Source organism: Priestia sp. TSO9 (assembly GCF_021029645.1).
In the GTDB taxonomy this organism is placed as follows: domain Bacteria; phylum Bacillota; class Bacilli; order Bacillales; family Bacillaceae_H; genus Priestia; species Priestia megaterium_E.
This window is the reverse complement of the sequence record NZ_JAJEKD010000015.1, coordinates 495,204-520,229: the sequence shown is the minus strand read 5'-3', so window position 1 is coordinate 520,229 and position 25,026 is coordinate 495,204. Positions and strand designations below refer to the sequence as shown.

The 25,026-nt window shown below is 39.4% G+C and carries 24 protein-coding genes and 1 other RNA gene; 16 read left to right on the top strand and 9 right to left on the bottom strand.

Going from position 1 to position 25,026, the window contains the following annotated elements; all coding sequences use genetic code 11:
* The first annotated feature begins 62 nt into the window (after positions 1 to 62).
* Complete coding sequence (locus LJC66_RS17665; protein WP_230933130.1) at positions 63 to 338, top strand: hypothetical protein; 276 nt, start codon at positions 63 to 65, stop codon at positions 336 to 338.
* A gap of 94 nt (positions 339 to 432) precedes the next feature.
* Entirely contained in the window at positions 433 to 1,803 is a 1,371-nt protein-coding gene (locus tag LJC66_RS17660; RefSeq protein WP_195696406.1) for a DUF2254 domain-containing protein, read from the top strand.
* A 36-nt stretch (positions 1,804 to 1,839) separates the two neighbouring features.
* Here LJC66_RS17660 and LJC66_RS17655 read toward each other — a convergent pair whose 3' ends face one another.
* On the bottom strand, positions 1,840 to 3,144 hold the full coding sequence (locus LJC66_RS17655; protein ID WP_230933129.1) for an aldehyde dehydrogenase: 1,305 nt from the start codon (positions 3,142 to 3,144) through the stop codon (positions 1,840 to 1,842).
* A 63-nt stretch (positions 3,145 to 3,207) separates the two neighbouring features.
* On the bottom strand, positions 3,208 to 3,834 hold the full coding sequence (locus tag LJC66_RS17650) for a nitroreductase family protein (protein ID WP_195696408.1): 627 nt from the start codon (positions 3,832 to 3,834) through the stop codon (positions 3,208 to 3,210).
* A gap of 446 nt (positions 3,835 to 4,280) precedes the next feature.
* Here LJC66_RS17650 and gdh point away from each other — a divergent pair, with 446 nt between their 5' ends.
* Both gdh and LJC66_RS17640 read left to right on the top strand, forming a co-directional pair.
* Positions 4,281 to 5,066: a glucose 1-dehydrogenase gene (gene gdh, locus LJC66_RS17645; protein ID WP_060745243.1), complete on the top strand. Its 786-nt coding sequence runs from the start codon at positions 4,281 to 4,283 to the stop codon at positions 5,064 to 5,066.
* Between the two features lie 145 nt (positions 5,067 to 5,211).
* A complete protein-coding gene (locus tag LJC66_RS17640) occupies positions 5,212 to 6,201 on the top strand; it encodes a DUF4003 family protein (RefSeq protein ID WP_230933128.1) in 990 nt (329 codons plus the stop codon).
* Positions 6,202 to 6,289: 88 nt separating this feature from the next.
* On the opposite strand, the gene LJC66_RS17635 is transcribed toward LJC66_RS17640, so the two are convergent.
* The 3 genes from LJC66_RS17635 to LJC66_RS17625 all read right to left on the bottom strand — a co-directional run bounded on the left by LJC66_RS17635 (position 6,290) and on the right by LJC66_RS17625 (position 9,055).
* The gene (locus LJC66_RS17635; protein ID WP_195696410.1) at positions 6,290 to 6,427 is read right to left on the bottom strand and encodes a hypothetical protein; all 138 of its coding nucleotides are present in this window, start codon (positions 6,425 to 6,427) and stop codon (positions 6,290 to 6,292) included.
* 141 nt (positions 6,428 to 6,568) lie between these two features.
* Positions 6,569 to 7,330, bottom strand: coding sequence for an MBL fold metallo-hydrolase (locus tag LJC66_RS17630; RefSeq protein WP_230933127.1), 762 nt, complete (start codon positions 7,328 to 7,330; stop codon positions 6,569 to 6,571).
* Positions 7,331 to 7,474: 144 nt separating this feature from the next.
* Positions 7,475 to 9,055, bottom strand: a complete 1,581-nt coding sequence (locus tag LJC66_RS17625; RefSeq protein WP_230933126.1) for a histidine kinase N-terminal 7TM domain-containing diguanylate cyclase — start codon at positions 9,053 to 9,055, stop codon at positions 7,475 to 7,477.
* Positions 9,056 to 9,379: 324 nt separating this feature from the next.
* On the opposite strand from LJC66_RS17625, the gene LJC66_RS17620 reads away from it, so the two are divergent.
* The 3 genes from LJC66_RS17620 (at position 9,380) to LJC66_RS17610 (ending at position 13,827) form a co-directional block, all read left to right on the top strand.
* Positions 9,380 to 10,231, top strand: a complete 852-nt coding sequence (locus LJC66_RS17620; RefSeq protein WP_230933125.1) for a PRD domain-containing protein — start codon at positions 9,380 to 9,382, stop codon at positions 10,229 to 10,231.
* 119 nt (positions 10,232 to 10,350) lie between these two features.
* A complete protein-coding gene (locus LJC66_RS17615) occupies positions 10,351 to 12,291 on the top strand; it encodes a beta-glucoside-specific PTS transporter subunit IIABC (protein ID WP_230933124.1) in 1,941 nt (646 codons plus the stop codon).
* Between the two features lie 42 nt (positions 12,292 to 12,333).
* A complete protein-coding gene (locus tag LJC66_RS17610) occupies positions 12,334 to 13,827 on the top strand; it encodes a glycoside hydrolase family 1 protein (protein WP_230933123.1) in 1,494 nt (497 codons plus the stop codon).
* A 79-nt stretch (positions 13,828 to 13,906) separates the two neighbouring features.
* Here LJC66_RS17610 and LJC66_RS17605 read toward each other — a convergent pair whose 3' ends face one another.
* Positions 13,907 to 14,725, bottom strand: coding sequence for a histidinol-phosphatase (locus LJC66_RS17605; protein ID WP_230933122.1), 819 nt, complete (start codon positions 14,723 to 14,725; stop codon positions 13,907 to 13,909).
* A gap of 248 nt (positions 14,726 to 14,973) precedes the next feature.
* Between LJC66_RS17605 and rnpB the strand changes: the two genes are divergently transcribed.
* The 3 genes from rnpB to LJC66_RS17590 all read left to right on the top strand — a co-directional run bounded on the left by rnpB (position 14,974) and on the right by LJC66_RS17590 (position 17,214).
* An RNA gene (rnpB, locus tag LJC66_RS17600) (RNase P RNA component class B) lies at positions 14,974 to 15,362 on the top strand.
* A gap of 220 nt (positions 15,363 to 15,582) precedes the next feature.
* Positions 15,583 to 15,972, top strand: coding sequence for a VOC family protein (locus LJC66_RS17595; RefSeq protein ID WP_195696417.1), 390 nt, complete (start codon positions 15,583 to 15,585; stop codon positions 15,970 to 15,972).
* 357 nt (positions 15,973 to 16,329) lie between these two features.
* Complete coding sequence (locus LJC66_RS17590) at positions 16,330 to 17,214, top strand: LysR family transcriptional regulator (RefSeq protein WP_230933121.1); 885 nt, start codon at positions 16,330 to 16,332, stop codon at positions 17,212 to 17,214.
* A 32-nt stretch (positions 17,215 to 17,246) separates the two neighbouring features.
* On the opposite strand, the gene LJC66_RS17585 is transcribed toward LJC66_RS17590, so the two are convergent.
* Positions 17,247 to 17,804, bottom strand: coding sequence for a MerR family transcriptional regulator (locus LJC66_RS17585; protein ID WP_230933120.1), 558 nt, complete (start codon positions 17,802 to 17,804; stop codon positions 17,247 to 17,249).
* 345 nt (positions 17,805 to 18,149) lie between these two features.
* Between LJC66_RS17585 and LJC66_RS17580 the strand changes: the two genes are divergently transcribed.
* On the top strand, positions 18,150 to 18,464 hold the full coding sequence (locus LJC66_RS17580) for an MGMT family protein (RefSeq protein WP_014459144.1): 315 nt from the start codon (positions 18,150 to 18,152) through the stop codon (positions 18,462 to 18,464).
* Positions 18,465 to 18,741: 277 nt separating this feature from the next.
* On the opposite strand, the gene LJC66_RS17575 is transcribed toward LJC66_RS17580, so the two are convergent.
* Entirely contained in the window at positions 18,742 to 19,359 is a 618-nt protein-coding gene (locus LJC66_RS17575; protein WP_014459146.1) for a LysE family translocator, read from the bottom strand.
* 135 nt (positions 19,360 to 19,494) lie between these two features.
* Here LJC66_RS17575 and LJC66_RS17570 point away from each other — a divergent pair, with 135 nt between their 5' ends.
* The 5 genes from LJC66_RS17570 (at position 19,495) to LJC66_RS17550 (ending at position 23,498) form a co-directional block, all read left to right on the top strand.
* Positions 19,495 to 20,040, top strand: a complete 546-nt coding sequence (locus LJC66_RS17570) for a cupin domain-containing protein (RefSeq protein WP_230933119.1) — start codon at positions 19,495 to 19,497, stop codon at positions 20,038 to 20,040.
* A gap of 189 nt (positions 20,041 to 20,229) precedes the next feature.
* Entirely contained in the window at positions 20,230 to 21,144 is a 915-nt protein-coding gene (gene bla, locus LJC66_RS17565; RefSeq protein WP_373921234.1) for a class A beta-lactamase, read from the top strand.
* 100 nt (positions 21,145 to 21,244) lie between these two features.
* A complete protein-coding gene (locus LJC66_RS17560; protein WP_014459149.1) occupies positions 21,245 to 21,508 on the top strand; it encodes an excalibur calcium-binding domain-containing protein in 264 nt (87 codons plus the stop codon).
* A 241-nt stretch (positions 21,509 to 21,749) separates the two neighbouring features.
* The gene (locus tag LJC66_RS17555) at positions 21,750 to 23,147 is read left to right on the top strand and encodes an NCS1 family transporter (RefSeq protein WP_230933118.1); all 1,398 of its coding nucleotides are present in this window, start codon (positions 21,750 to 21,752) and stop codon (positions 23,145 to 23,147) included.
* Between the two features lie 201 nt (positions 23,148 to 23,348).
* Entirely contained in the window at positions 23,349 to 23,498 is a 150-nt protein-coding gene (locus tag LJC66_RS17550) for a hypothetical protein (RefSeq protein WP_230933117.1), read from the top strand.
* A gap of 80 nt (positions 23,499 to 23,578) precedes the next feature.
* Here LJC66_RS17550 and bglA read toward each other — a convergent pair whose 3' ends face one another.
* The gene (bglA, locus tag LJC66_RS17545; RefSeq protein ID WP_230933116.1) at positions 23,579 to 25,018 is read right to left on the bottom strand and encodes a 6-phospho-beta-glucosidase BglA; all 1,440 of its coding nucleotides are present in this window, start codon (positions 25,016 to 25,018) and stop codon (positions 23,579 to 23,581) included.
* Between the last annotated feature and the right edge of the window lie 8 nt (positions 25,019 to 25,026).

Here is a 25,026-nt window from a genome sequence, read left to right as displayed (position 1 = left end):
AGAAAATCCGAACGAGATGGATTCTTGATTGAGAATCCAACGCGTTCGGATTTTTTGTTTGTATGGTGAACATAGCTTTCATATATTCATTCAGTTACTTCAAGCAGTTAATTGGAGGGCAAGGCGAAGACTCCTGCGGGAACAGCGGAACAGGTGAGACCCCGCAGGAGCGCAAGCGACGAGGAGGCTCACCGGCCGCCCGCGGAAAGCGAAGCCTTGCACGGAAATCAATGGCGGCGTCACGAGCGGTTCAGCTCCTGTATCCTATTTGTATGTATTTAGATCGAATAATTAGGGGTATTCCAACCTCTTTTTTGCTTTGTGTGCCTATATCTTAAAAAAAAGATTTTTTCCATTGTATAAGCATATTCAAAAAAAATTAGGGAACTAAGAAAAAAGTTAGAGATTTACAAATAAAAAGGAAGGTTTTATATGAATACATTTAGATGGATAGCGGCAAGGAAACAGCTCTCTCCTCGTGCGTTTAAAGATGAGTTAACTAGTCAAATCTGGTTTAGTCCCTTAATTTATGCTTTCTTTTCTGTTCTTTTAGCCGCATTGACGCTGTTTCTTGACTATTATTGCAAAGTAGGAGAGAAGGTTCCTTCATTTTTTTCGATCAACATGGATTTAACCAATACGTTAGTGAGTACGATTATGCCCGGAATTTTATCAATTACGACGTTTACCTTTAACTTAATGCTCGTTGTGTTTACATCATTTGCAGCTCAGTTTTCTCCTCGCGTATTAAAAAACTTTGCTTCTTCAAAATCTACTCAGCGAATTCTGGGCATTTTTATAGGGAGTTTTTTATATACACTTTTTGTCTTTCTGTTTTTAAACAGCTCTCAAGTAGACGGATATTTTGCAATTCCCTTTGTGACGACAGCCCTTTCTGTTTTTAGTGCGGGCACGTTTGTCTACTTTATTAATCATTCTGTTAAGTGGCTGCAAGTAAATCATATGACTCAATCGATGAAAACAGCGTCCATAAAAGCGATTAAGACAACGATTCGCGAGGAACTGGAGATTCATCGAACGCAGTCTAGTCATAGCGAACAATTTTCTTTTCCAGAAGGAGAGAAAAAGCCGGTATGTATTCAAACATCCGGCTATATTCAAACGTTGAACTACAGTCAATTGATCCACTGTGCCAAAGAGCATAATTTAGTGATAAAAATGGAGCGTGAAGTAGGGGATTATGTGCTCAGCGGAACCGTATTGTTTTATTATTGGCATAGAGATTCGACGGAGCACGATGAAATGGACTGTACCGTCTTTCACCAATATATCCATGTAGGGAAATCTCAGACTGATATTCAGGATACTACGTATATCATTACGAAGTTTGTAGAGATGGCAGTTAAATCACTAGGGAATGATGATTTCAAAACGGCGGTTAACTCCATTCATCAAATTAGCGATATTCTTCGGGAAATTTGTGAAGCCAGTCAATTTTCTTCTTATTTAGTGGATGACAGCGGCGTGATACGAATGGTGATTCCTGATAAAAAATTTGAGGACTTTTTATATGATGGATTCGCTAATATCCGGCACTATGCGAGACGGAATATTATCATTACGATGGAGCTGCTCAAAACGCTTGGAAATCTCGCTGAGGCCATTGGGCCGGCTTATTACGACGATATTTGGGAGTTTGCCGTATACATTTCTAAAGGCTTTGAAGAAGAGTATTTATTTGTTCAAGATAAAAAGTACTTTTTACATATTCTTTGTGATTTAGCGGTTTCTACAAAAAAAGAAGAGCAATATGATCAAATCGCCAAACAGATGAAGGAATAAAAAAGCCGAAGTCAGACGTTGACTTCGGCTTTTTACTTATTTATTTGAACGTTTTAAGATGCTTTTAGCATGTGAAAATGTATCAAAGCTTGCTTTTCCGTGATACGCACCCATTCCGCTGTCACCAACGCCGCCAAATGGAAGGTAGTGAGACGTCATGTGGTTAATTGTATCGTTAATAGAACCGCCGCCGAATGACACGCTGTGTAAGATGTGATCTTGGACTGCTTCATCTTCAGAGAAAAGATAAAGTGCCAATGGTTTTGGACGTTTTACGATTGCTTCAATGACTTCTGAGATTTCATCGTATACGATGACTGGAAGAATTGGTCCAAAGATTTCATCTTGCATCACATTGTCTTCCCATGAGATGTTGTCAAGAACAGTTGGTTCAATAAACAGACGAGAACGATCTGTTTTGCCTCCAAAAACGATATCTCCGTTTGTTAAGAAGCTGTTAAGACGATCAAAATGCTTCTCGCTCACTACGTGAGGGAAGTCTAGATTTTGTGAAACATCTTCGCCGTACGTGTTTGTTACGACTTGTTTTAGGTTAGCTAGCAGCTCGTCTTTTACATTTCGCTGAACAAGAATGTAGTCTGGCGCTACGCAAGTTTGGCCAGCATTTGCAAATTTACCGCGCGCAATACGTTTAGCTGCTTCTTCAATATTAGCATCTTCGTGTACAATTGTAGGACTTTTTCCGCCTAGTTCTAGCGTAACAGGCGTTAAATGTTTAGCTGCAGCTTCTGCTACAATTTTGCCGACCATTGTACTTCCTGTAAAGAAGATGTAATCAAAGTTTTCTTTTAATAAAGCCGTGCTTGTTTCCACTTCACCTTCGACTACCGTCAAGTATTCTTCAGGGAAGTTTTCATTAAACATCTTAGCAAGAAGGCTTGACGTATGAGGTGTTAATTCAGAAGGCTTTAACACCACGCAGTTACCTGCAGCAATCGCGCCTACTACTGGCGATACAGCAAGTTGGAACGGATAGTTCCAGGGTGCAATCACTAAAGCTAAACCGTATGGATCTTGATAAATGTAGCTTTTGGCTCCTGCGTGAGTAGATGGTGTTTCTACTTCTTTTGGCGCTGACCATTCTGCAAGATTCTCAACTGCAAAGTCGATTTCACTTAGCACAAGACCAACTTCTGCACGTTTTGCTTCCATTTCTGGTTTGTTAAGGTCAGCTTTTACTGCTTTTAAAATGTCGTCTTCATGACGCACGACAAGGTCTCTTAATTTCTTTAGCGTTTCGATACGGAACGCAACGTCTTTTGTTTTACCGCTATTAAAGAATGAAAGCTGTTTTTTTGTAAGTTCTTGATAGTTATTCATCAGAAAATCTCCTTTTACTTCACATTTTTAGTTCTTTATTTACTAAATAGAACTAGCTGCTGCTTATTTCCAAGTTGTAACCGTATTGACCGGTAAACGGTAAGAAGCATGGCCTTCGCTTGCTGCTTTCCCGATTGAGATAAGCATAATTGGAAGATAACGTTCTTTATCTAAACCGAATTCTTCTGCGATTAAGTGTTTTTCGTATCCGCCGATTGGATTTGTATCATATCCGTGAGCGCGAGCAACAAGCATAAGCTGCATAGATACAAGACCTGAATCTATTAAAACGATGTCTTTCATATCTGCTTTTGGCATGTTTTCGTAAATCGGCTTAAAGAAATTTAGCTGCTGTTCTTTAATATCCTGAGGCATATAGCCAAGCTCAACGGCTTTGCCGAAAATTTCATCTGCATATTCAACGTTGTTCATGTCACCAAACACGGCAATAACAGCTGAAGATGTATGAACTTGTTCACTGTTAAATTTCGCAAGTTTAGCTAATCTTTCTTTTCCTTCAGGTGTTTCAATTACAACAAAGCGCCACGGCTGCATATTAACAGAAGAAGGAGCGCGCATAGCTTCTGTAAGGATTTCTTCCATTTCCTCACGGCTGATTTTTACTGAAGGATCATATTTTTTAATTGAACGACGTTTTAAAGTAATTTCGTTAAAGTCTTTTATAGTCATAGTCATTATTCCTTTCTTTTTAGGCGTTAAACGTATTTATTGTCATTTCCATATTTTTGATTGTGGGCAATTGTTTGACATATCAATAATTGATACATCAACAATATAATACATTGATTTAAGAATTGCAAGGGAAAAAGTTTAAACTTTTGAAGTGGTGTTAATTGGAAATGTGAAACCACATCTTGTGGGGAATAGAGATGAAGAGAGTAAGTGATAAAAATAAATAATAAGAATGATAAAACAAAAAGTTTGACTACTTTATTTCTCTTGGTTACGATAAGTAACGAAAGAAGCAAAGGTGAATTTGCTGTTTTTCAAAGGAATGACAGTTTAAAAAAGAAGAGATAGAGAAATGTTTATTCTCTTTTTAAAACCTAAACTGTATCTTTAATTAGTACAGTATAGCGAGACATATCACGCAGGAAAAGTAGGAGGACTTCAAGATGTATACAGATTTAAAAGATAAAGTAGTAGTTGTAACAGGCGGATCAAAAGGATTGGGTCGCGCAATGGCCGTTCGTTTTGGTCAAGAGCAGTCAAAAGTGGTTGTAAACTACCGCAGCAATGAAGATGAAGCGCTAGAAGTAAAAAAAGAAATTGAACAAGCTGGCGGTCAAGCAATTGTGGTTCGAGGCGACGTAACAAAAGAAGAAGACGTTGTGAATCTTGTAGAGACAGCTGTTAAAGAGTTTGGCACATTAGACGTTATGATTAATAATGCTGGTGTTGAAAACCCGGTTCCTTCACATGAATTATCATTAGAAAACTGGAATCAAGTAATCGATACAAACTTAACGGGCGCATTTTTAGGAAGCCGCGAAGCGATTAAATATTTTGTTGAAAATGACATTAAAGGAAACGTTATTAACATGTCCAGCGTTCACGAAATGATTCCTTGGCCACTATTTGTTCACTATGCAGCAAGTAAAGGCGGTATGAAACTAATGACGGAAACATTGGCTCTTGAATATGCGCCAAAAGGTATCCGTGTAAATAACATTGGACCAGGTGCAATCGATACGCCAATTAACGCTGAAAAATTTGCAGATCCAGAACAGCGTGCAGACGTAGAAAGCATGATTCCAATGGGCTATATCGGCAATCCAGAAGAAATCGCATCAGTGGCAGCATTCTTAGCATCATCACAAGCAAGCTACGTAACAGGTATTACGCTATTTGCTGATGGCGGTATGACAAAATATCCTTCTTTCCAAGCGGGAAGAGGTTAATAAATAAAGCTGAAAGAAAAAAGACCTTGGGATATCCTGAGGTCTTTTTCGTATTGTCATAAATGTACGGCTTATTTACCGAATATTGAAACTTTTATTAAAGTGTTACGTATATAAGCTAACGACAAATAAAGGACGTGTTGATATGCTACCGGAAACGATTCAACAAAAAGTAGATCAGTATCGAGGTTTTTATATCAGCTTAAAAAATGAACTCAAATGGAAAGTGACAGATCCGAAGCAGTTTATGGCTATCGCTTCTATGTATGCAGTGAAAGGCAAATCGCTTCAGCTTCAGCCTTATATTGAGTTAAGTGACTATATTAAAAATCAAGTAGGAATGTTTTCTACATTAAAATCATCGCAGCGGTTTACGATCGCAGCCATGCTAGATACCCGCTATGAGAATCCACAAGAAACGTTTCATGAATTTCTGGATGTATATGATCAATTGGTACAAGGCGGATTTACCAGAGGCGCATTTACGTATATCGCAGCTTCCGCTATGCTGTCGAATGAGTCAAGTCGAAGTCATAAAGAAATGGTGCGAAGGTCAATAGAAATTTATCAAGGTATGAAAAAAAAGCATCTCTTTCTCACATCAAGCGGTGATGTACCTCTTGCCGTTTTATTAGCTGAAACGAGCGAGTCTGTTGATGATTTGATGCATGAAATTGAACGCTTCTATACCACATTGGGGCAGCATGGATTTAAAAGAGGGAATGACCTTCAATTTTTAAGTCATATTCTCGCAATCGATAAAAACTTACATGGAGATACACTTATTGAAAGATGCCTAGCAGTAAAAGAAATCTGTGAATCGGCAGGTATGAAAGTAAAAGCAATGCATTATCCGGTTCTTGGCTTATTAGCACTGTTTGAAAAACCGGAAGCTGAAATTGAAATTATTTATGACGTGGTAAAGCAGCTGAATGCAGATAAACTTTTTAAGTGGCAGAAAGACATCAATGTTATGCTGGCGGTTAATCTGGTTATCAGTGAAAAGCTAAAGGATTCTAGACTGGTCGAAACAGGCATCTATACAACGATTGAAACGATTATTCAAGCCCAGCAAGCGGCTATGCTAGCGGTTATTGCGAGCACTTCAGCAGTTGCTACTACGACTACTACGTGATAAATGAAACGGCTATAAAAAGAGGCTGAGGCATAACTATATGAATCTAACCTAAAGATGAACCAATGGAATAAATGAGCTGAACCGCTTATAACACCGCGGTTGATTTCCGTGCAAGGCTTCGCTTTCCGCGAGCGGCCGCTGAGCCTCCTCGTCTCTTACGCTCCTGCGGGGTCTCACCTGTTCCGCTTTTCCCGCAGGAGTCTTCGCCTTGCCCTCCAATCAACCGCTAGAAGTACCCATATACATGAAACCTACGTTCACCATACCGATGAAAAAATCCGAACGAAGTTGATTCTCCATCAAGAATCTTGATTCCTCGTTCGGATTTACATTCAACTAGAATACTTTTATCTCAGCTTTTCTCTTAAAAAGTATAAACTTCGCCATCATCTGGAACAAAAACACGGGACGCCATTTCTTTTTCTGTGATACAGCTTTTTAATTCTTCTCTTGATAGCGTCCAGTGATTTACAGCTTCCATATGGACAGAAATAATCGTAGCATGAGGGGCCGCTTTAAAAACTTGATAAATATCTTCTTTCCCCATCACAAGAGAACCGCCTTCTAAAAATTGATTATCGCCGCCGTTTACGACAATAACGTCGGGTTTATGTGTATTGATTTCTTCTTCAACAGCGGAATACCATACCGTATCTCCAGCTACATAGAGGGTTTTTTCACTCTTATGTTTAAAAACAACGCCGCACACTAAACCAGTACGCTTTAAAATTTCTCCTCTTCCGTGTTCACCTTTTGTTTTGATTAATTCAACGCCTTCAAAAACCGTGTTTTGCGTAAGTACTTCTACATTTTTAAAACCAGCTTCTTTTACTACTGCGGCATCTTCTTCATTTTGAACGAACATTTTGATGTCCTTTGGCAAAGCCTGCTTAGCCGCATCGTCAAAATGGTCTAAATGGAGGTGAGTGACAATAACCGCATCTACACCATCAATAATCTCTTCAACGGATATCGGTAAGTTCACTAAAGGGTTGTTTTGATCTTGTCTGATCGAATTTGGGAAAGGAGGGTACGTGCCTTTCTCCGCTAACATAGGATCAATTAAAAATGTTTTTCCTCCGTATTTAACAATTAGAGTAGCGTTACGAATATGTGTAACCTTCATCTGTATCTCTCCTTTTTTTGATCTACGTATAGTTTATAGGATAATCTACTCGCAAATACATAGATAAAATCAAGTCTTTTAACACTTTCACTTGATAAATGAAAGAATGTTAGTCAAAAGCAAAAAGAACCGAAACAGTGCTGTTTAGGTTCTTTTTAAGATTTCTTTTATCTCTTTATATATACGTACTTGGTTGCGTCCATGTTGTTTGGCAGCGTACAGGGCGATATCTGCTTTGTTCAACAGCTCATCTAACGTTTCATTTTCTTGTTTTTGCGCTTGTGCTACTCCAAGACTTAGCGTAACAGAAATGGTTTTTTCATTAATCAGTAAGGGCTGAGTCTCAACGTGACGGCGAATTTGGTCAGCAAGCGTTTCGCCTTCGGATAAAGTATAGCCCTTTAGCGCGAGTACAAATTCTTCACCGCCGTACCGAGCAAAAAGCGCTCCTTGCGGTAATACGGACTGACAGGCTTTTACGACATGTACAAGCACCTGATCGCCGGTATAATGACCATACGTATCGTTCACTTTTTTAAAATAATCAATATCAAGTAAAAGAAGCATGAAAGAAGATGCGGACTTTTTTGCTTCATCGAATGCTTGCTTGCTGTGCTGAAAAAATGCTCTGCGATTATAAATTTGCGTCAGCTCATCGTAATAAGCTTGATTTTCAAGCTTTAGCTGAAGTCTTTTTAGCTCCGTGATATCCGTAAAAATAAGCAGCAAGCCGTGACTGTTGTTGGCATACTGCAAAGGAGAGGTGCGAACTTGATACGTATACTGAGATTGATCCCCAGAAAAAAGCTGCAGTTCTTGACTGCTGTTTTTATTTTCTAATGTAAAAGGAAATGAACTGCCCGATAGCGTGAACCAAATATCAGCAAAACGTTTTCCGAACATCGCTTTTTTCAGCTGCGGAAACATGTTCTTCGACGCTAAGTTAAATTCAATTAATCTGTAAGCTTCATCAAGCACGATAACACCGTCATTGATGCTGTTAAATATCGCATCTTTCGCAACGGGCATAACCGTAAACATACGCGATGAGTTAATGGACCATAAATATAAAAAAGAAGAAACCCATAAAACCATCGGAACTGGATCAATTCCCTGCGGCGTAAAGCCCATTAAATAGACAAAAGCTGTGACGATAGGGACTAATTGCCCGACCATTAATGCAATTAACTGCAGGCGGTAAGCTTTGGCTGTTTCTTTCCAGCGATAAACGGCCAGCAAAAAAGCAACGAACATAGACGAAAAGATGAACATGCCGTGGATCGTATACCATGGTCCAATTTCTTGATGAACGTAAGGTGCACCTAAAACGGGAGCAATTTCAAACACGCGGTAATGAAGGTGATGCCAGTCATTCGTTGCGACCATAATCAAACTAATAAACGGAATGATAAAAAGGGCAAAAATATGTTTTTTCCTCACCTTTATGCCGACATACTGCATAACAAACAGCAGCCCTGCAGGAGGCGAAAAAGGCATGCCTACGTATTGAATAACGGTCCAAAATTTCATTTCCTCAAGATTAACGGATAGCAAGCTGAATGCCGCACCCATACAATAAACGGCGGTGAAACCCGTATGAAGAATAAATAAATACGCAATATTGCTGTAGTGGTGACGTTTAATAAATACGTAAAAACACAAGTATAAATTAAGAACACCAGACGTACAGATAAGCGTTATATAAGCGGTTAAATCTAAATTCACAATCGTGTCCCTCATTAAGAAAGCATTTTTAGTTAAATGTAGCACAGTTGAAATAAAATGTGGATGTTTTATTAGGAATTTAGTAGCGGTGAAGGAAGTAGCTGGCTAGTCTATAAGAATTATCTCTCTTTCACTAGCAGATTATTAAAAATTCAGTATTTTATGTATTGACATCGCTTTCATAGTAGAATATAATTTCAGTAATAACTTAAAACTGGATTGTTACTGATTCGATCAGGCATTACCTGTGTTAAAAATACGTGGTGTGTTCACGTGTTTTTAAGATAGGATTTTTACGTTTGTTCTGATGTGGGGGAAGCATCTATGAAATTTGTTAAAGTATTTAATAATAACGTAGCTTTGGTCAAAGACTCCTCTGATGTAGAATGGGTCATCATGGGAACAGGCGTCGGTTTCCAAAAGAAAAAAGGTGACCCCGTTGATAAAGCTGTCATTCGACGGAAGTTTGTGGCCGAGTCGTCCAATGTTCGTAGACCGCTGGCTCAAATTTTAGAGAGCATCAAACCAGAAATTCTCGAGGTTTCTGTCGAGTTAATTAAGCAAGCAGAAAAAGAAATAGGTGAGCCTTTTCGCACCAATATTCACTTGACCCTTGCGGATCACTTGAATTTTGCGATTGAACGAAGTCATAGTGGCCTTGAATATGCGCAGCCAAGCCGCTGGGAAGTTAAGAAGCTTTATCCCAAAGAGCATAATGCGGCTGTTAACGCGATTCGGCTGGTGTATGACAGGCTTGATGTGCTTCTTCCTAAAAGTGAAGAGACGTTTCTTACCTATCATTTTGTAAACGCACAGAATGTACAAGCAAAAGTGGAAGAAACGATGAAGATGACTGAAGTGATTAATCGAATTATCGATGTTGTTCAATATCATTTTCAGCTAAAACTTGATGAAGAATCCATGAACTATTCTCGTTTTGTCACGCATCTACGATTTTTTGTTTTGCGTCAGCTGGATCAGAACCCACATGTTTCTCCTGAAGTTGATGCTACGCTGCTTGATGTTGTAAAAACAAAGTATGAAAAAGCATATAAAGCTGTTGAAAAAGTGGCTAATTTGCTTCATAAACAGCATGGCTGGTCTTTAACTTCAGACGAAAAGCTTTACTTAACGCTACACATTTGGCGCGTAACGAATCTTGCAGAAACTGAATAATTGTTCTTCATTGGAGGATTGTTACTGACTCGATCAGGCATTACCCAAGCAGATATTTGCATGTTACAAACATGCGATGATCTGTTTGGGTTTTTTTATTGAAAAAAGGAGGGATATAAATGACTTCATATAAAGAAACAGCTAAACAAGTAGTAGATAAAATCGGTGGAGCACAGAATGTTAACCAGGCTTGGCACTGCGTGACGAGACTTCGCTTTAACCTTCATGATAAGAATAAAGTCCAGGTGGAGGAAATTAAGCAAATAAAAGGAGTGATGGGCGCTCAGTTTTCTGGAGATCAGTTTCAAGTCATTATTGGAAACAGAGTGGCTGAAGTTTTTGAAGAAGTTGAACCTTTGGTAGGAAGCGGAAGCGCTGCTGAGGAGAAAAGCGGCACAAAACAAGGCGTTGTTTCACTTGTGATGGATAGCATTTCAGGAATCTTTACTCCTGTTTTACCAGCGCTTATTGGTGCAGGTATGCTAAAAGCTTTTGTCGCTTTATTTGCTACCCTAGGATGGCTGAGCATAGAAAGCGATACGTACGCAGTGCTGAACGCAATCGGAGACGGAGTCTTTTACTTTCTGCCATTTTTCTTAGCTGTTTCAGCAGCTCGTAAGTTTAAAACAAACGAATACTTAGCGCTTGCTTTAGCAGCTGCCATGCTGTATCCGACCTTTGTAGATGCAGCACGAGGCATTACGAAAATAAAAGAATTCACGTTATTTGGAATCAATTTTATATCCATTCCAGTTGTGAACTATACGTCTAGCGTTATACCGATTATTTTAGGTGTGCTTTTATTGAAGTATGTATATAAATTTGTTCGCTCATGGATGCCGGCTACTCTTACGGTCATGTTTTCACCGTTGCTTACCCTTTTAATTGCTGCACCTATCACGTTATGGGTAATCGGTCCTCTTGGAACATATATGGGAGACGGATTAGCAACTATATTCTCATGGATGTTTGAAACAGCCGGTCCGCTTGCGGGTCTTTTACTAGCAGGTCTTATGCCTCTTATTATCATGACGGGTATGCACTATGCAATAGGTCCAATCGCGATTCAAAATCTAAAAGTGTATGGATTTGACAATGTTTTAATGCCGATGATGTATATCAGCAACCTTGCTCAAGGAGGAGCGGCTTTTGGAGTAGCGTTAAAAACCAAAAATAAAGATTTAAAACAAGTTGCGTTTTCATCAGCCATTTCAGCTGTTATTGGAATTACAGAGCCCGCTATGTATGGGGTAAACATGAAGTTAAAAAAGCCTTTTTATTACGCTATGGCATCTAGTGCACTGCTCGGTGGCTTTACCGGATGGTATGGATTTAAAGCTTTTACATTAGGAGGATTAGTCGGAGTATTTGCGATTCCTACGTTTGCAGATCCAAGCGGAGCAGCAGGCAATTTGATTGTCGCTGTGGCTTTAGCGGCAGCGGCCGTTATTTTACCAGCCGTCTTAGTACTCACTCTTGGATTTAAAGATATTGCTTCAGAAGAACCTGAAAAAAATACAATAAAGCTTGGAGAACATGCTGGTAAAGAAGAAGCGCTATTACAAAATGTTTCTCTAGCAGTAGAAGAGAAAAAAAGCGGTAAAACGAAAAACGTCTTCTCTCCCTTGCACGGCGAGCTTGTTCCGCTGCAGCAAGTGTCAGATCCAACATTTGCTCAAGAAATTATGGGGAAAGGTATTGCGATTAAACCTAGTGACAACCGCGTAGTCTCGCCTATCGCTGGAACGATTATGGTGCTGCCTGATTCTCAACATGCAGTCGGTATTAAAGGAGAGGACGGAGAAGAGATTTTAATTCATATTGGAATTGATACGGTTTCTTTAAAAGGAGAGCATTTTAAAGCACTGGTAAAAGAAAAAGAGTATGTCAATGCAGGGCAGCCGCTGGTTGAATTTGATCGACATGCGATTGCAGAGGCTGGATTCGAAACCGTTACGATGGTTATTATCACAAACACAGCGGAGTATTTAGATGTGCTGCCAGTTAATGAAATTGGTCCAATTTTTGAAGGGGAAGAGCTACTTTCTGTAGTGAAATAAATGCTATTTTTAATAAAAATATGAGAAAAGGACGTGGGGACTATGTTAACAAATGATACTGTATTTAAAAAAGGATTTTTATGGGGAGGAGCAACAGCTGCTAACCAAATTGAAGGGGCTTATGACGTTGATGGAAAAGGGCTGTCTACTGCAGACATGATCCGATTTGTCCCAAAAGACGAGCGAACTGGTTATTCAATGGATGTAAAAGCAGATTATATTGAAGATGTGCTTAACAACAAAGTAAACGATCGTTTTCCAAAGCGTACGGCTATTGACTTTTATCATCGCTATAAAGAAGATATCGCACTGTTCGCAGAAATGGGATTTAAAACGCTTCGTATTTCAATCAACTGGGCGAGAATTTTTCCAAATGGAGATGATGCGAAGCCAAACGAAGCAGGGCTGCAATTTTACGATAACTTATTTGATGAAATGTTAAAGTACGGAATTGAGCCGCTAGTGACGCTTTCGCATTATGAAACGCCGCTTGAGCTTACCCGTAAATACAACGGCTGGTACAGCCGCGAACTAATTGGCTTTTATACACGCTACGCGGAAACGGTATTTACACGCTATAAAAACAAAGTAAAATACTGGCTGACGTTTAACGAAATCAATGTGATTACACACAGCCCTTATACAGGTGGCGGTATTTTAGTTGAAAACGTTCCAAATCAGTCAGCGGAGCAAATTGCGTATCAAGGGGCGCATCATCAGTTTGTTGCGAGTGCACTTGCCACTAAGTTAGCTCATGAAATTATTCCTGATGTAAAAGTAGGGTGTATGCTTGCGCGTATGACAACGTATCCTGTGACGAATCATCCGGACGATATTTTACTAGCTCAACATAAAAATGACTTAAACTTATTTTTTACAGATGTTCAAGTTCGCGGAGAATATCCAAAGGTAATGGAGCGTTACTTTAAAGAAAACAACATTGAAATAGTAAAAGAAGTAGGGGACGATGAGATTATCAAACAATATCCTGTTGACTTTATTTCATTTAGTTACTATATGTCTCTTTCTGTGACAACTCAAAGCGAAGAAGACAATGTCCTAGGAAATATGATTGCAGGAAGTGTAAAAAATCCTCATCTTCAAACGTCCGATTGGGGATGGCAAATCGATCCGAAAGGACTGCGCTATACGTTACAAGATTTTCATAACCGCTACGGCAAACCGCTATTTATTGTTGAAAATGGTTTAGGTGCGTATGACAAAGTAGAAGAAGACGGCTCGATTCATGATCCGTACCGCGTAGATTACTTAAGACAGCATATTGAACAAATGAAAGAAGCCGTTAAAGATGGTGTGGACTTAATGGGATATACCGCGTGGGGACCGATTGATTTAATCAGTGTGTCAACAAACGAAATGTCAAAACGATACGGCTTTATTTACGTAGATCAAGACGATGAAGGAAATGGTACGCTTGAACGATCTAAAAAAGATTCTTTTTACTGGTATAAACAAGTGATTCAGACAAATGGAGAAGATTTATCTTCATCTACAAAAGTCAAAGTTTCTCAGTAAAAAACACATGCCTGAAAACACGAGATGTCCTTGATCTCCGTGTCTTCAGGCATATTTTTATTGTGAGTCTATTTACGTTTTATAAAGGTGTAATCTGCATTTTTTTCTGTCTAAAAAAGACCCAATCCGTAAAGCCGATTTCTTTAAGACGCTTTTTTACAAGTTCAAAATCGTCGCCAATGCGTTCCGGATCATGAGCATCCGAACCAAATGTAATGGGTACCCCGTAGTGCAGGGCTCTTTCTAAAATATCATCTGCAGGATACCAGCCTCCGCAGTCTTTGGTTTTGCCTGATGTATTCACTTCTATAGCAATGTCATGTGCTGAAATCACTTTTAGCGTCTGATCAATAGCAGCCGTCTCGATAGAAGAAAAAGAGGGATAGAATCCTTTCATGGCATCAATATGGCCAAGAATTTGAAACATTCTGCTTCGGGCGGACTCTTCAATCAGCTGATAATACGTTTCTTTCGTGCGCTGTTTTTCTTTTTGAGAAAGTCCTTCCCAGCGCGTTTTATGAAAGATACTGATTTCATCAACTTGATGGACAGAGCCAATTATGTAGTCAAACGGATATTTTTCGTAGTGGCTTTGATATATTTTTGCATGCTCGGGAAAAAAATCAGACTCAATGCCTAACAGCACTTCAATTTTCTTTTTATATTCTTCTTTTAGTTTCAAAATCTCCGCTACATATCCGGAGAATGCGCTTTTTCCCATCGCAATATGAGGATACGGCTGGTCTTCTTCGCTCGCAAAATAAGGAGAATGATCCGAAATCCCAATGATATCAAGGCCTTTATCAATAGACGCCTCTATATAATCTCGAATCGTTCCGCGAGCATGTCCGCATCGGTCGTGATGGGTATGAAAATCAAATTTTAACTCAGCGTTCATTTTTCATCACCTCTGTTACATTTTTATGTAGTGTATAAAATATTCTACAAAGAAACAAAGTATCCCCCTGTAGAAATGGATGAAGAGAATATTTCTCGGCTTGCTGGTGAGTCATCTACTAAAAAGATTGTACAGAAACAAGTTATTTTATTTAATTCGCTGCAAAAATTGAAATGGAATCCATACCAGAAGTTACATTTGATTCGGCAAGCTAAAACGAATATACTACTCGTACACGATCTGAAATAACGTTCAGGTAATCGCTGCATCATGTGATGTAGAGGAAAGTCCATGCTCGCACGGTGCTGAGATGCCCGTAGTGTTCGTGCCTAGTGAAAAAATAAGCTAGGGCAGCTTGGCTTGTAGCTTAGCTGACGGCGGGAAAAAACACCTACGTCTTCGGATATGGTCGAGTATCCCTGAAAGTGCCACAGTGACGAAGCTTTGCTGGAAACAGCAAAGGTGGAACGCGGTAAACCCCACGAGCGAGAAACCCAAACAATGGTAGGGGAACTGTCTCTAAGGAATCAAACGGAGAGACGGACGGTTACATGTGTAATCGTAGATAGATGATTACCGCCTGAGTACGAGAGTAAAATCGTTTGCAGTACAAAGGTACAAAACATGGCTTATCGAACGTTGTTGAACAGAGACTGACTGTAAAATACGTAACCAAAACAAACCAATGAGGTTTGTTTTTTTATTTGTTATTTTTCAAATCATAGCCGACTCGTTGATAGAGTGCTTAAATTTTCCTAACCATAGTATGAGGATTCAAGGTATATGGAAATACATATTGCCTAAATTGCGGTATAGTTTACTTGTACTTATTAAATACGGGGAAAGGGAGAATATTCATGATTAAAAAAATGGAGCATACAGCAATTATTGTTGGAAATATGGATGAGACGATTCACTACTACGGAGATATGTTTGGCTTTAAAGTTCGCCTTCAAGGATCTAACGAGAAAAGAGAGATGGCTTTTTTGTATCTTGAAGAACAGCCGGGTATCGAAATTGAACTCATTCGAGATATTGATCCGATTGGCGAGTATAACAAAAGCGGGATTGTTAACCACCTTGCCTTTACGGTAGAGGATATAAATAAGGCGATTCAACATTATAAGAGCAAAGGAATTGAATTTTTATCATCTGAGCCTCAGCCAACGCTTGAAGGCGGCCGTATGATTTTATTTCACGGACCTAATGATGAACTGCTGCAGTTAGTAGAACGGGTTAAGCTTTAAAAAGTTTACTTTAAGAGGTACATACAAGAAAAAATGCGTGTTAGATTCTCAAAAAAGACCTTTCTTTTATGATGATAGAAAGGTCTTTTTGATGTGTAGTTACTATGATATTTTAGTTAGCTTTTTAATAACTTTCCTTACGTTTCATACCAAATCCTTCTTTTTGCTAGAAAATGATGAGTATAAAATTTTATAAGTGCCGTATACAGCAATCGTCAAGATGAACTAAAAACATCCTCGAGTATGTTTCCATTTTTTATCGTAACACTCGATATTTATAATGTATAATTTATTATAATCATATTCTTCATACATCTATGTAATGAGTAGAGCCGCTTGATAAGGAGATGGTACAAAGTGGAATGGCAGCAGTTTAAATATTTTCAAACGCTAGCACGTACGCAGCATATGACGCGCGCAGCAGAAGAGCTGTTAATTACGCAGCCTGCGCTCAGTCGTTCAATCGCTCGTTTTGAAGAGGAAGTAGGAGCACCGCTATTTGACCGGCAAGGACGTTCCATTATATTAAATCAATATGGTAAAGTTTTTTTAAAGCGTGTAGATAACATAATGAAAGAATTTGATAAAGGACAAGAGGAAATTCAAGCGCTGCTAGATCCTGAAAAAGGGCAGGTGTCACTTGGATTTTTACATACGCTCAGCACGGATTTGATTCCAGATTTAATCGCTTCGTTTCGCAGTTTATATCCTAAGGTGAATTTTCAGCTGAGGCAAAGTCCTTCGCACGTGCTCCTTGAACAGCTGGAGCTCGGCGAACTGGATCTTTGTTTGATTGCGCCGATGGAAGAGAAATCGTTCATTAAATGGCAGTATCTTTGGAGTGAAGAGCTGTTTGTAATCGTACCGAAAAATCACCGGTATGCTGATCGTGAATGTATTGCACTAGAAGAAATTGCTGAGGAATCATTTATTCACTTAAAAGAAGGCTTTTCTCTTCGTCTTACGTTTGAGCAGTTATTTGAAGAGTCAGGAAGAATGCCTCACATCATGTTTGAAGGAGAGGAAGCTGATACCGTAGCGGGACTTGTAGGAGCCGGCTTAGGAGTTTCTATCCTTCCAGATTTACACGGAATAGATCAAAGCAAAATAGTGAAAATCCCATTAGCTAAAGCCAACTGCCACCGAGTAATTGGACTAGCATGGATTGAAGGAAGATATCTATCGCCGGCTGTTAAACAGTTTAGAAACTTTGTTTTACATAAATTCCATGACCAGAAATAAAGGTGTTTTTTAACCTAGGCTCGTATACAAGCTTAGTCCTTTTTTCGTTTGAATAACCGTTTTAAAATCGATCTCTTTTTACCTACTACGCTGCTTTCTTTTGAAGCTTCTACTAATTCTGAAATGGCCTGCTGTTCACGCAGACTTTTACGCAAAGATTGAATAAGCTGCTTATCTTTTTCCTGAAGAATTTGTTTTGTATCAGGCTCTTGTTGGGGTGAAGGCTGTACCGGCTGTTCGGGAGGTGTCGGCTGCTGGTCGTCGACCTCGGGATGGTCAGCTGCTTCTGCTGTGTTTTCTGTGTCCTCTTTGTCTTCGGCTTCTTCTAGAGACACGGCAGCTTGATCCTCGCTTGTAGTCAAAGAGAATTCTTGTTGCAGCGCTTCATTGATTTCTTCTGCTTGACAGCCCTCATCATAAAGCTGCTTGATTTTCAGTAAAACGGTCGCAGCCGCAGCTTCATATTGTTTTGGTCGATGATCCTCTTTTTGAATAAAGAAATATTGGAATTTATCTATATATCTTCTAATCGTTGAAGTAGGAATATTCGTTTCTTCAGATAACTCTTTTACACTAAGCCATTTTGTCATTTTCTCACCACTTTTTAAATGATTACTTATTCGTCAGCATCAATTTGAAATTGTACTAGTATCTACTGTTTATCTTATCATGTAACGCTTCTACGTACTTTGCTGTGTTGATTTCTGTAACGTTTTTATAATCACAGTGTCATAAATGAGAGATAAGCTGCCACTCGCGCAAAGATTTGCTAGTTGAAGAATAGGAAATACAAGCATTTACCTGAGGAATGTTGCACAATGATGAGCGTACTTCTTATGTATTATCTTATAATGTTGCTGAAGAAAAATCGAGTGATTACTTCACTGTTTATTAATTATGGTAATGTTGTACTAAAGAATAAAAGGAGGGGCAGCATGAGTTTTACAGAGCGAACAGTAGCACTTATTAAACAAATTCCTCATGGGAAAGTCATGACATACGGACAAATTGCCCGCCTGGCGGGTAGTCCGCGAGGTGCAAGACAAGTTGTACGAGTACTGCACTCGATGAGTAAGAAACATAATCTCCCCTGGCACCGAGTGATCAATTCCAAAGGAGAAATTGGGTTTAAAGACGAAGAAATGCATGTTGTCCAAAAACTTTCACTTGAAGCGGAAGGAATACTCGTTTCTTCGGATGGAAAGCTTGATCTTAAAGTCTATCTCTATGAACCTGACGTGCATAAATAACAATTGAGATAAATGATCGAGTATGAATCGCTTTTTACACGTCTGTTGATTTCCGTGCAAGACTTCGCTTTCCGCAGGCGGCCGCTTAGCCTCCTCGTCGCTTACGCTCCTGCGGGGTCTCACCTATTCCGCTTTTCCTGCAGGAGTCTTCGTTTTGCCCTTCAATCAACGGCTAGAAGCACCTACATTTACCCTACTAATAAAAAAATCCGAACGAATTTGATTCTCCATCAAAAATCAAACTCGTTCGGAACTTTCTTCAACTAACATATTTTTGTTATTTATGTTTTTCAAAAGCGAGCTTTAATCCAAACCCGATTAACACGACGCCTGTTGCTTTATCCATAAAACGCTGAACGCTAGGTGTTGTGAGCCATTTTCGTAAGTAGTTAATAAAAAAGACGAATACGAAAAACCACGTGACAGCAAGAATGGTATACGTTATACCCATAAGAAGTAATTGAAACGTTACATTTTGATCACTTTGAACAAATTGAGGTAAAAAAGTTAAGAAAAACACCGCCACTTTTGGATTCAGAACGTTTGAGACAAGACCTTGACGAAAAGCAGACGTTTCTTTTGACTTTTCCTCTTTTACAGGAGAAGTTGTATCGCTTTTTTTAGAAAATAAAGAAGAGATCCCTAAGTACATTAAGTAAAGAGCTCCTGCGTATTTTACCACTTCAAATGCCAAAGCTGACTGAAGGAGAAGGGCCGATAAGCCAAACGTGGCGGCGAGTGTGTGAACTAAAGAGCCGCTCGCTAAGCCTAATGCCATTTTATAGCCGCCCGTTTGCCCGTCTGCCATCGTTCGTTTGGTGATAAGAGCCGTATCGATACCAGGGCTCATAATAACAAATAATGTGAGAACCAAAAAGGTCAAGACGTCATTCATTTTTTTCTTCCTCCTTACTATGATAAAATACACCTACATTTTATTTATTAAATATAATTTAACATATCCAGCTTAATTTATTAAGCGTAATTTAATAAAGTTAAATATAATTAAACGTCTTGTGGAGGAATCCAAATGGAAAATATAGATATTGGGAAAAAAGTAGAGAAGTTTCGAAAGGAAAAGGGACTAAGCAGTCGCGAATTAGCAAAATTAGCGGACATCACGCCGTCTATGTTAAGCCAAATTGAACGGGGGTTAGCTAATCCGTCCATTTCAACGCTGAAAATGTTAGCTAAATGCCTCGACGTGCCTACATTCAGCTTTTTACTCGAAGAAATAAATACCTCCCATTTAGTTGTAAGGTCGAATGAGCGTAAAACGATGAAGGTAAAAGAGCTCACGTATTCGCTGTTATCACCTGATTTTACTGGAAATCTAGCTACGGCAATTATGGAAGTGCCGCCGATGATGTCTTCATCAGAAACTCCTTTAGAGCACAAGGGAGAAGAAGTAGCATATGTCTTAGAAGGGAAAATTAAAGTGTATTTAGACGAGGAAGTATACATATTAGAAAAAGGAGACAGCGTCAAAATTCCTTCTTATCTGAAACACAAATGGGACAATCCGTTTGATGAGAAAGCCGTTATTTTATTTTCCGTTACGCCGCCGGTATTTTAAATTTATTAATAGGTGGTATGCTAGTTATTCTTCATTATCGGGTACTTTATTATATAAATGTGATAAAACTATCATGTTTGTGAGAGTAAACAATTGATAAAATAGTATTGTTGGTAATCTCTACCTAAGAGACTACATACTAAATACTTTTTTGAAAGGTGTTGAAGGGTAATGAAGACATGGAAAAAGATGTTTCACGCTTCAAAGCTCCAAAAAATGCTGCCTGTATTCGCTCTGTCGTGTGCGGCGGTTGTGGGCTTTTCAAGCAGCGGAGTACAGGCTGAGACGGTGAAGTGTCAAAAACAAGAAAGCATGAGTGATCGAGAGTTTGCTAAGCTTGAAGAAAAATATGATGCGCACCTTGGTGTTTTTGCATTAGATACGGGTACCAATAAAACGGTAACGTATCATCCGGATGAGCGTTTTGCTTATGCGTCTACTCATAAAGCTCTTGCTGTCGGTGCACTTTTACAGCAGAAGTCAATCGAAGATCTCAACGAACGAATCTTTTATACGCGCGATGACCTTGTGAACTACAATCCAATTACAGAAAAACATGTTGATACAGGCATGACTCTTCGAGAACTCGCGGATGCATCGCTTCGCTACAGCGACAATACGGCAGGGAACTTAATTCTGCAGCAGCTGGGCGGACCGGATGGGTTTAAAGAAGCTTTAGAAAACATAGGAGACGAAGTGACGCTGCCTGAGCGCTTTGAGCCGGATTTAAATGAAGTGAATCCAGGAGAAACTCATGATACAAGTACAGCAAGAGCACTGGCTACAAGTCTTCAAACATATGTACTTGGACAGGCACTTCCTGAAGACAAACGTGAACTTCTAACGGATTGGATGAAGCGAAATACAACAGGGGATGCCTTGATACGAGCGGGCGTGCCGAAAAGCTGGGAAGTAGCCGATAAGACAGGCTCAGGCTCATACGCGACGCGAAATGATATTGCCATCCTTTGGCCGCCAAAAGGAGATCCAATTGTTCTTGCAATCCTTTCCGATCGTACGGAAAAAGATGCGGAGTATAATGATAAACTGATTGCAGAAGCGGCTAAACAAGCGGTAAAGGCTCTTAAAGCTACTCGCAAATAAAAAATTGGATAATAGTAGTTTAAATGTAAAAAAAAGATTGAAAAGATTGATAGAACATTCTATTATTAATGAGAAAAAATATAGGAAGGAAGTATCTGTTATGAAAAAGATTTTTCCAATTGTTCTATCTTTCGGTTTGTTAACAAGCGTATCTTTTGGCACAGCTTCAAACGTAGATGCTGCAGCTAAATCTTACAAAAACTGCACGGAGTTAAACAAAGATTACAAAGGCGGCGTAGCTCGTGCGGCTAACGTAAAGAATAAAGGCGGCAAAACAAAGTACAACCCGTACGTATCAAAATCACTGTATGATGCCAATACAAAGCTTGATCGAGATAAAGACTACATTGCCTGTGAAAAATAAATACTAGCTGACTCATCCAAGCGCTTATTGTAAGCGCTTGGATTTTTTATTGTCATCAACTCCTGTATGTTGCGAGCTAAGATCAAAAATTAGTTAAATCGCACAAATTAATATCAGAAAATTCACATAAATAATAATGAACTTGCGTTAAAATTCGTATACACTATGTACATGTTAAGTTAACTCACATCTTATGTTAGAAATAAGAGTGGAAACATCATAAAAAGGAGTTGAGTGTATAGTGTCTACAAATGCAACAAGTTCCGTTATAGAAGAGGTGCATTCTCATCAAGATAGGGGGCTTGATCCTTCGCTGAAGCCAAAAAGGGATGCGGATCGAAAGCTAACTCCACTGGCCTATATGTTTATGTGGATTGGAGACGGCGTTAACTTAGGAAACATGACGCTTGGTGCTAGCTTGGTAATCGCAGGTACTGCGGTATTAAATCTTTTTCAAACGTTTGTAGCAGCCATTATTGCCATCGGTATTATTTCTACTTTTTTTGTGTTAAACGATCGAATTGGCTACAGGAAGGGTATACCTTACGTGATGCAGCTTCGAATGTCTTTTGGTATAAAAGGCTCCGTTATATCGTCACTTTTACGAGGTATTCCAGCTATCATTTGGTATGGCTTCCAAAGCTGGACAGGCGGTACCGCTTTAAATGAAATCGGGAAAATTGTGAGCAAAGGGTCTTTTGACAATCTTGTTCTTTGCTTTATTATCATTCAGCTGCTGCAAATTGTGCTTTCACTGTACAGTTTCCACGCGGTTAAATGGGTAGAGATGCTTGCGTCCATCATCATATTGCTTGGTCTTGTTTATGTATTTGGCGTTCTTTTAACTTCTCATAGTGAGGTAGTAGGAGAGAAGTGGGTACATACAAAAGGTTCATGGGGACTTCCGTTCTTTTCTTTCATTATGATGTTTATGGGGAATTATGCGGCGATTTTTCTAAGCGCAGCCGATTACTCTAGAGAACTGAAGCCAGGAATTAGCGACAAGAAGCGTGGGTTCTTATACTTTATACCGATTCTAGTAGCCTACGGATTCGTTCTTACAATCGGAGCAATGCTTGCTTCTGCTACGGGTATTTCCAATCCAGTTAAAGCGTTCGCAGTTGTAGTCGATAATTCATATATCACTGTTGCTGTATCAGCATTTATTGTGATTGGCGTCATTGCCGTAAACATGGTGGCAAATATTATTCCACCTACGTATGTGATTACGCTGCTGACAAAAGCAAATTATAAAGTGGCGGTGACCATTACTGGACTGCTTGCCTTTTGCTCGTTCCCTTGGGTGCTTGTTCAAGATTCGTCAGCCGCAGGTCTTGGCTTGTTCATTTTAATTTACTCTGCTTTTTTAGGTCCAATTGTTTCTATTTTACTAGTCGATTACTATATTTTACGAAAACAAAGAGTAAACGTAGAAGAATTGTATCAAGAAAAAGGGCCGTTTTCCGGCTACAATCCGTGCGCTTTGCTTGCGATGCTCATCGGAGCAGGTGCTGCGTTTATCGAAGTTGATTTAGGCTGGATTATAGGAGTAGTAGTCGCAGGAGTGGCGTATATTTTTTTAACGAAATTTGCTTTTAAACAGTCAAAGTTCAAAAAAGGAACCATCTTTGAACAATAACTCATGAGATAGATATTAGCCTTTGCTTGCCGCAAAGGCTTTTTGTGTGTCTTTTATCGCGTCAGAGCAAATCTCTTTGTCTAGTTTCCTAAAAAGTGGGTAAAGTAAAGAAGAGAAAAAGTTATCTCTATTATGAGTTGCTTTTAATAGGACCGCATCTAATGTATCGCATCAATCATAGCTTAAAGGAGAGGGCAGAGTATGTATGAATTTAGAGTGTATACTCTTCGAGATGGAAGCGAAAAGGTAATTAAAACGCTGAAGCATGAATCGTTTGTGGATGAAATTCAACGAGCGGGAATTAAGCAAACAGAAATTGCGCAAACACAGCTAGTAGATAAACCGAGATAATGTCTTTGCATTTATTTTTACACGTTTTAAAAAAGCCGGGTTCCTGTGTCTTTACGCAGGAACCCGGCTTTTCTGATTTCTTATAGTTCTTCACCATTTGTTTTAATCACATGTTTATACCAGTTAAAGGAGTCTTTTTTGTAGCGCTTCATCGATCCGTTTCCTTCGTTGTCACGGTCGACATAAATCATGCCGTATCGTTTTTTCATTTCGCCTGTTGTAAAGGAAACAATATCAATAATTCCCCACGGCGTATAGCCCATTAAATCCACACCATCGTACGTCACGGCTTGTTCTAACGCTTCGATGTGCGATTTTAAATATTCAATTCGCGATGCGTCATGAATGGATCCGTCTTCTTCAACCGTATCAATGGCGCCAAATCCGTTTTCTACGATGAACAGCGGAATTTGATAGCGGTCGTAGAAGCGATTTAACGTATAGCGCAAGCCCGTTGGATCGATCGACCAGCCCCAATCGCTTGATTTGATATAAGGGTTTGCTACGCCGTTTGGCAATCCGCCGTTTACGATATCGCCCGTATTATCAGCTTCAACGTCATTTTTAACCGTTGTGGACATGTAATAGCTAAAGCCTAAATAATCGACTTTTCCATTTCGTAAAATTTCTTCGTCGCCTTCTTCAAACGGAATATGATAGCCTTCTCGTTCGAATTCTTTTAATGCGTAGCTCGGGTAATAGCCGCGAACTTGAACGTCAGGGAAGAAGTAGCGCTGTCTCATTGTTTCTTCTGCTAACATCACATCTTCAGGGTTTGAAGAATACGGATAGATTGGCACATGTGACACCATTGCTCCGATTTGGAAATTTGGATTGATTTCTTTTCCTTTTGATACGGCAAGAGCGCTTGCTAAAAGTTCGTGATGTCCCGCTTGATACATCACTTCTTTTGCATTTTCACCAGGCTTTACAGAAACGCCTGAGTTCGTCCATAAGAATAGAGGATTGTTTACGTCCATTTTGTTGTTGATTTCATTAAACGTCATCCAGTACGTGACTTTGTCTTTATAGCGGTCGAAACAAACTTCAGCGAACTTCACAAAGCAATCTACCGTTTTTCGGCTTCTAAATCCGCCGTATTCTCGAGCTAAATGCAGGGGCATTTCAAAGTGAGACAGCGTAATAACCGGTTCAATTCCGTGCTTTAACAGTTCATCAAATACATCGTCGTAGAATTTTAGTCCTTCTTCGTTTGGCTCAGCTTCATCGCCCTTAGGAAAAATACGGCTCCAGCCAATAGACGTTCGCAAACATTTTAAGCCCATTTCTGCAAACAGTGCGATATCTTCTTTGTAGCGGTGGTAAAAATCAATTGCTTCGTGATTTGGATAGAATTTATCTTCTTCTACTGTTTCAGTGATTTGTCGCGCTACACCGTGCGCACCTGCAGTCATAACGTCTACTACGCTCGGTCCTTTTCCACCTTGGTTCCATCCACCTTCAAATTGATGAGCTGCTAATGCGCCGCCCCATAAAAAATCTTTTGGCATTTTTGTCATCGTTAGTT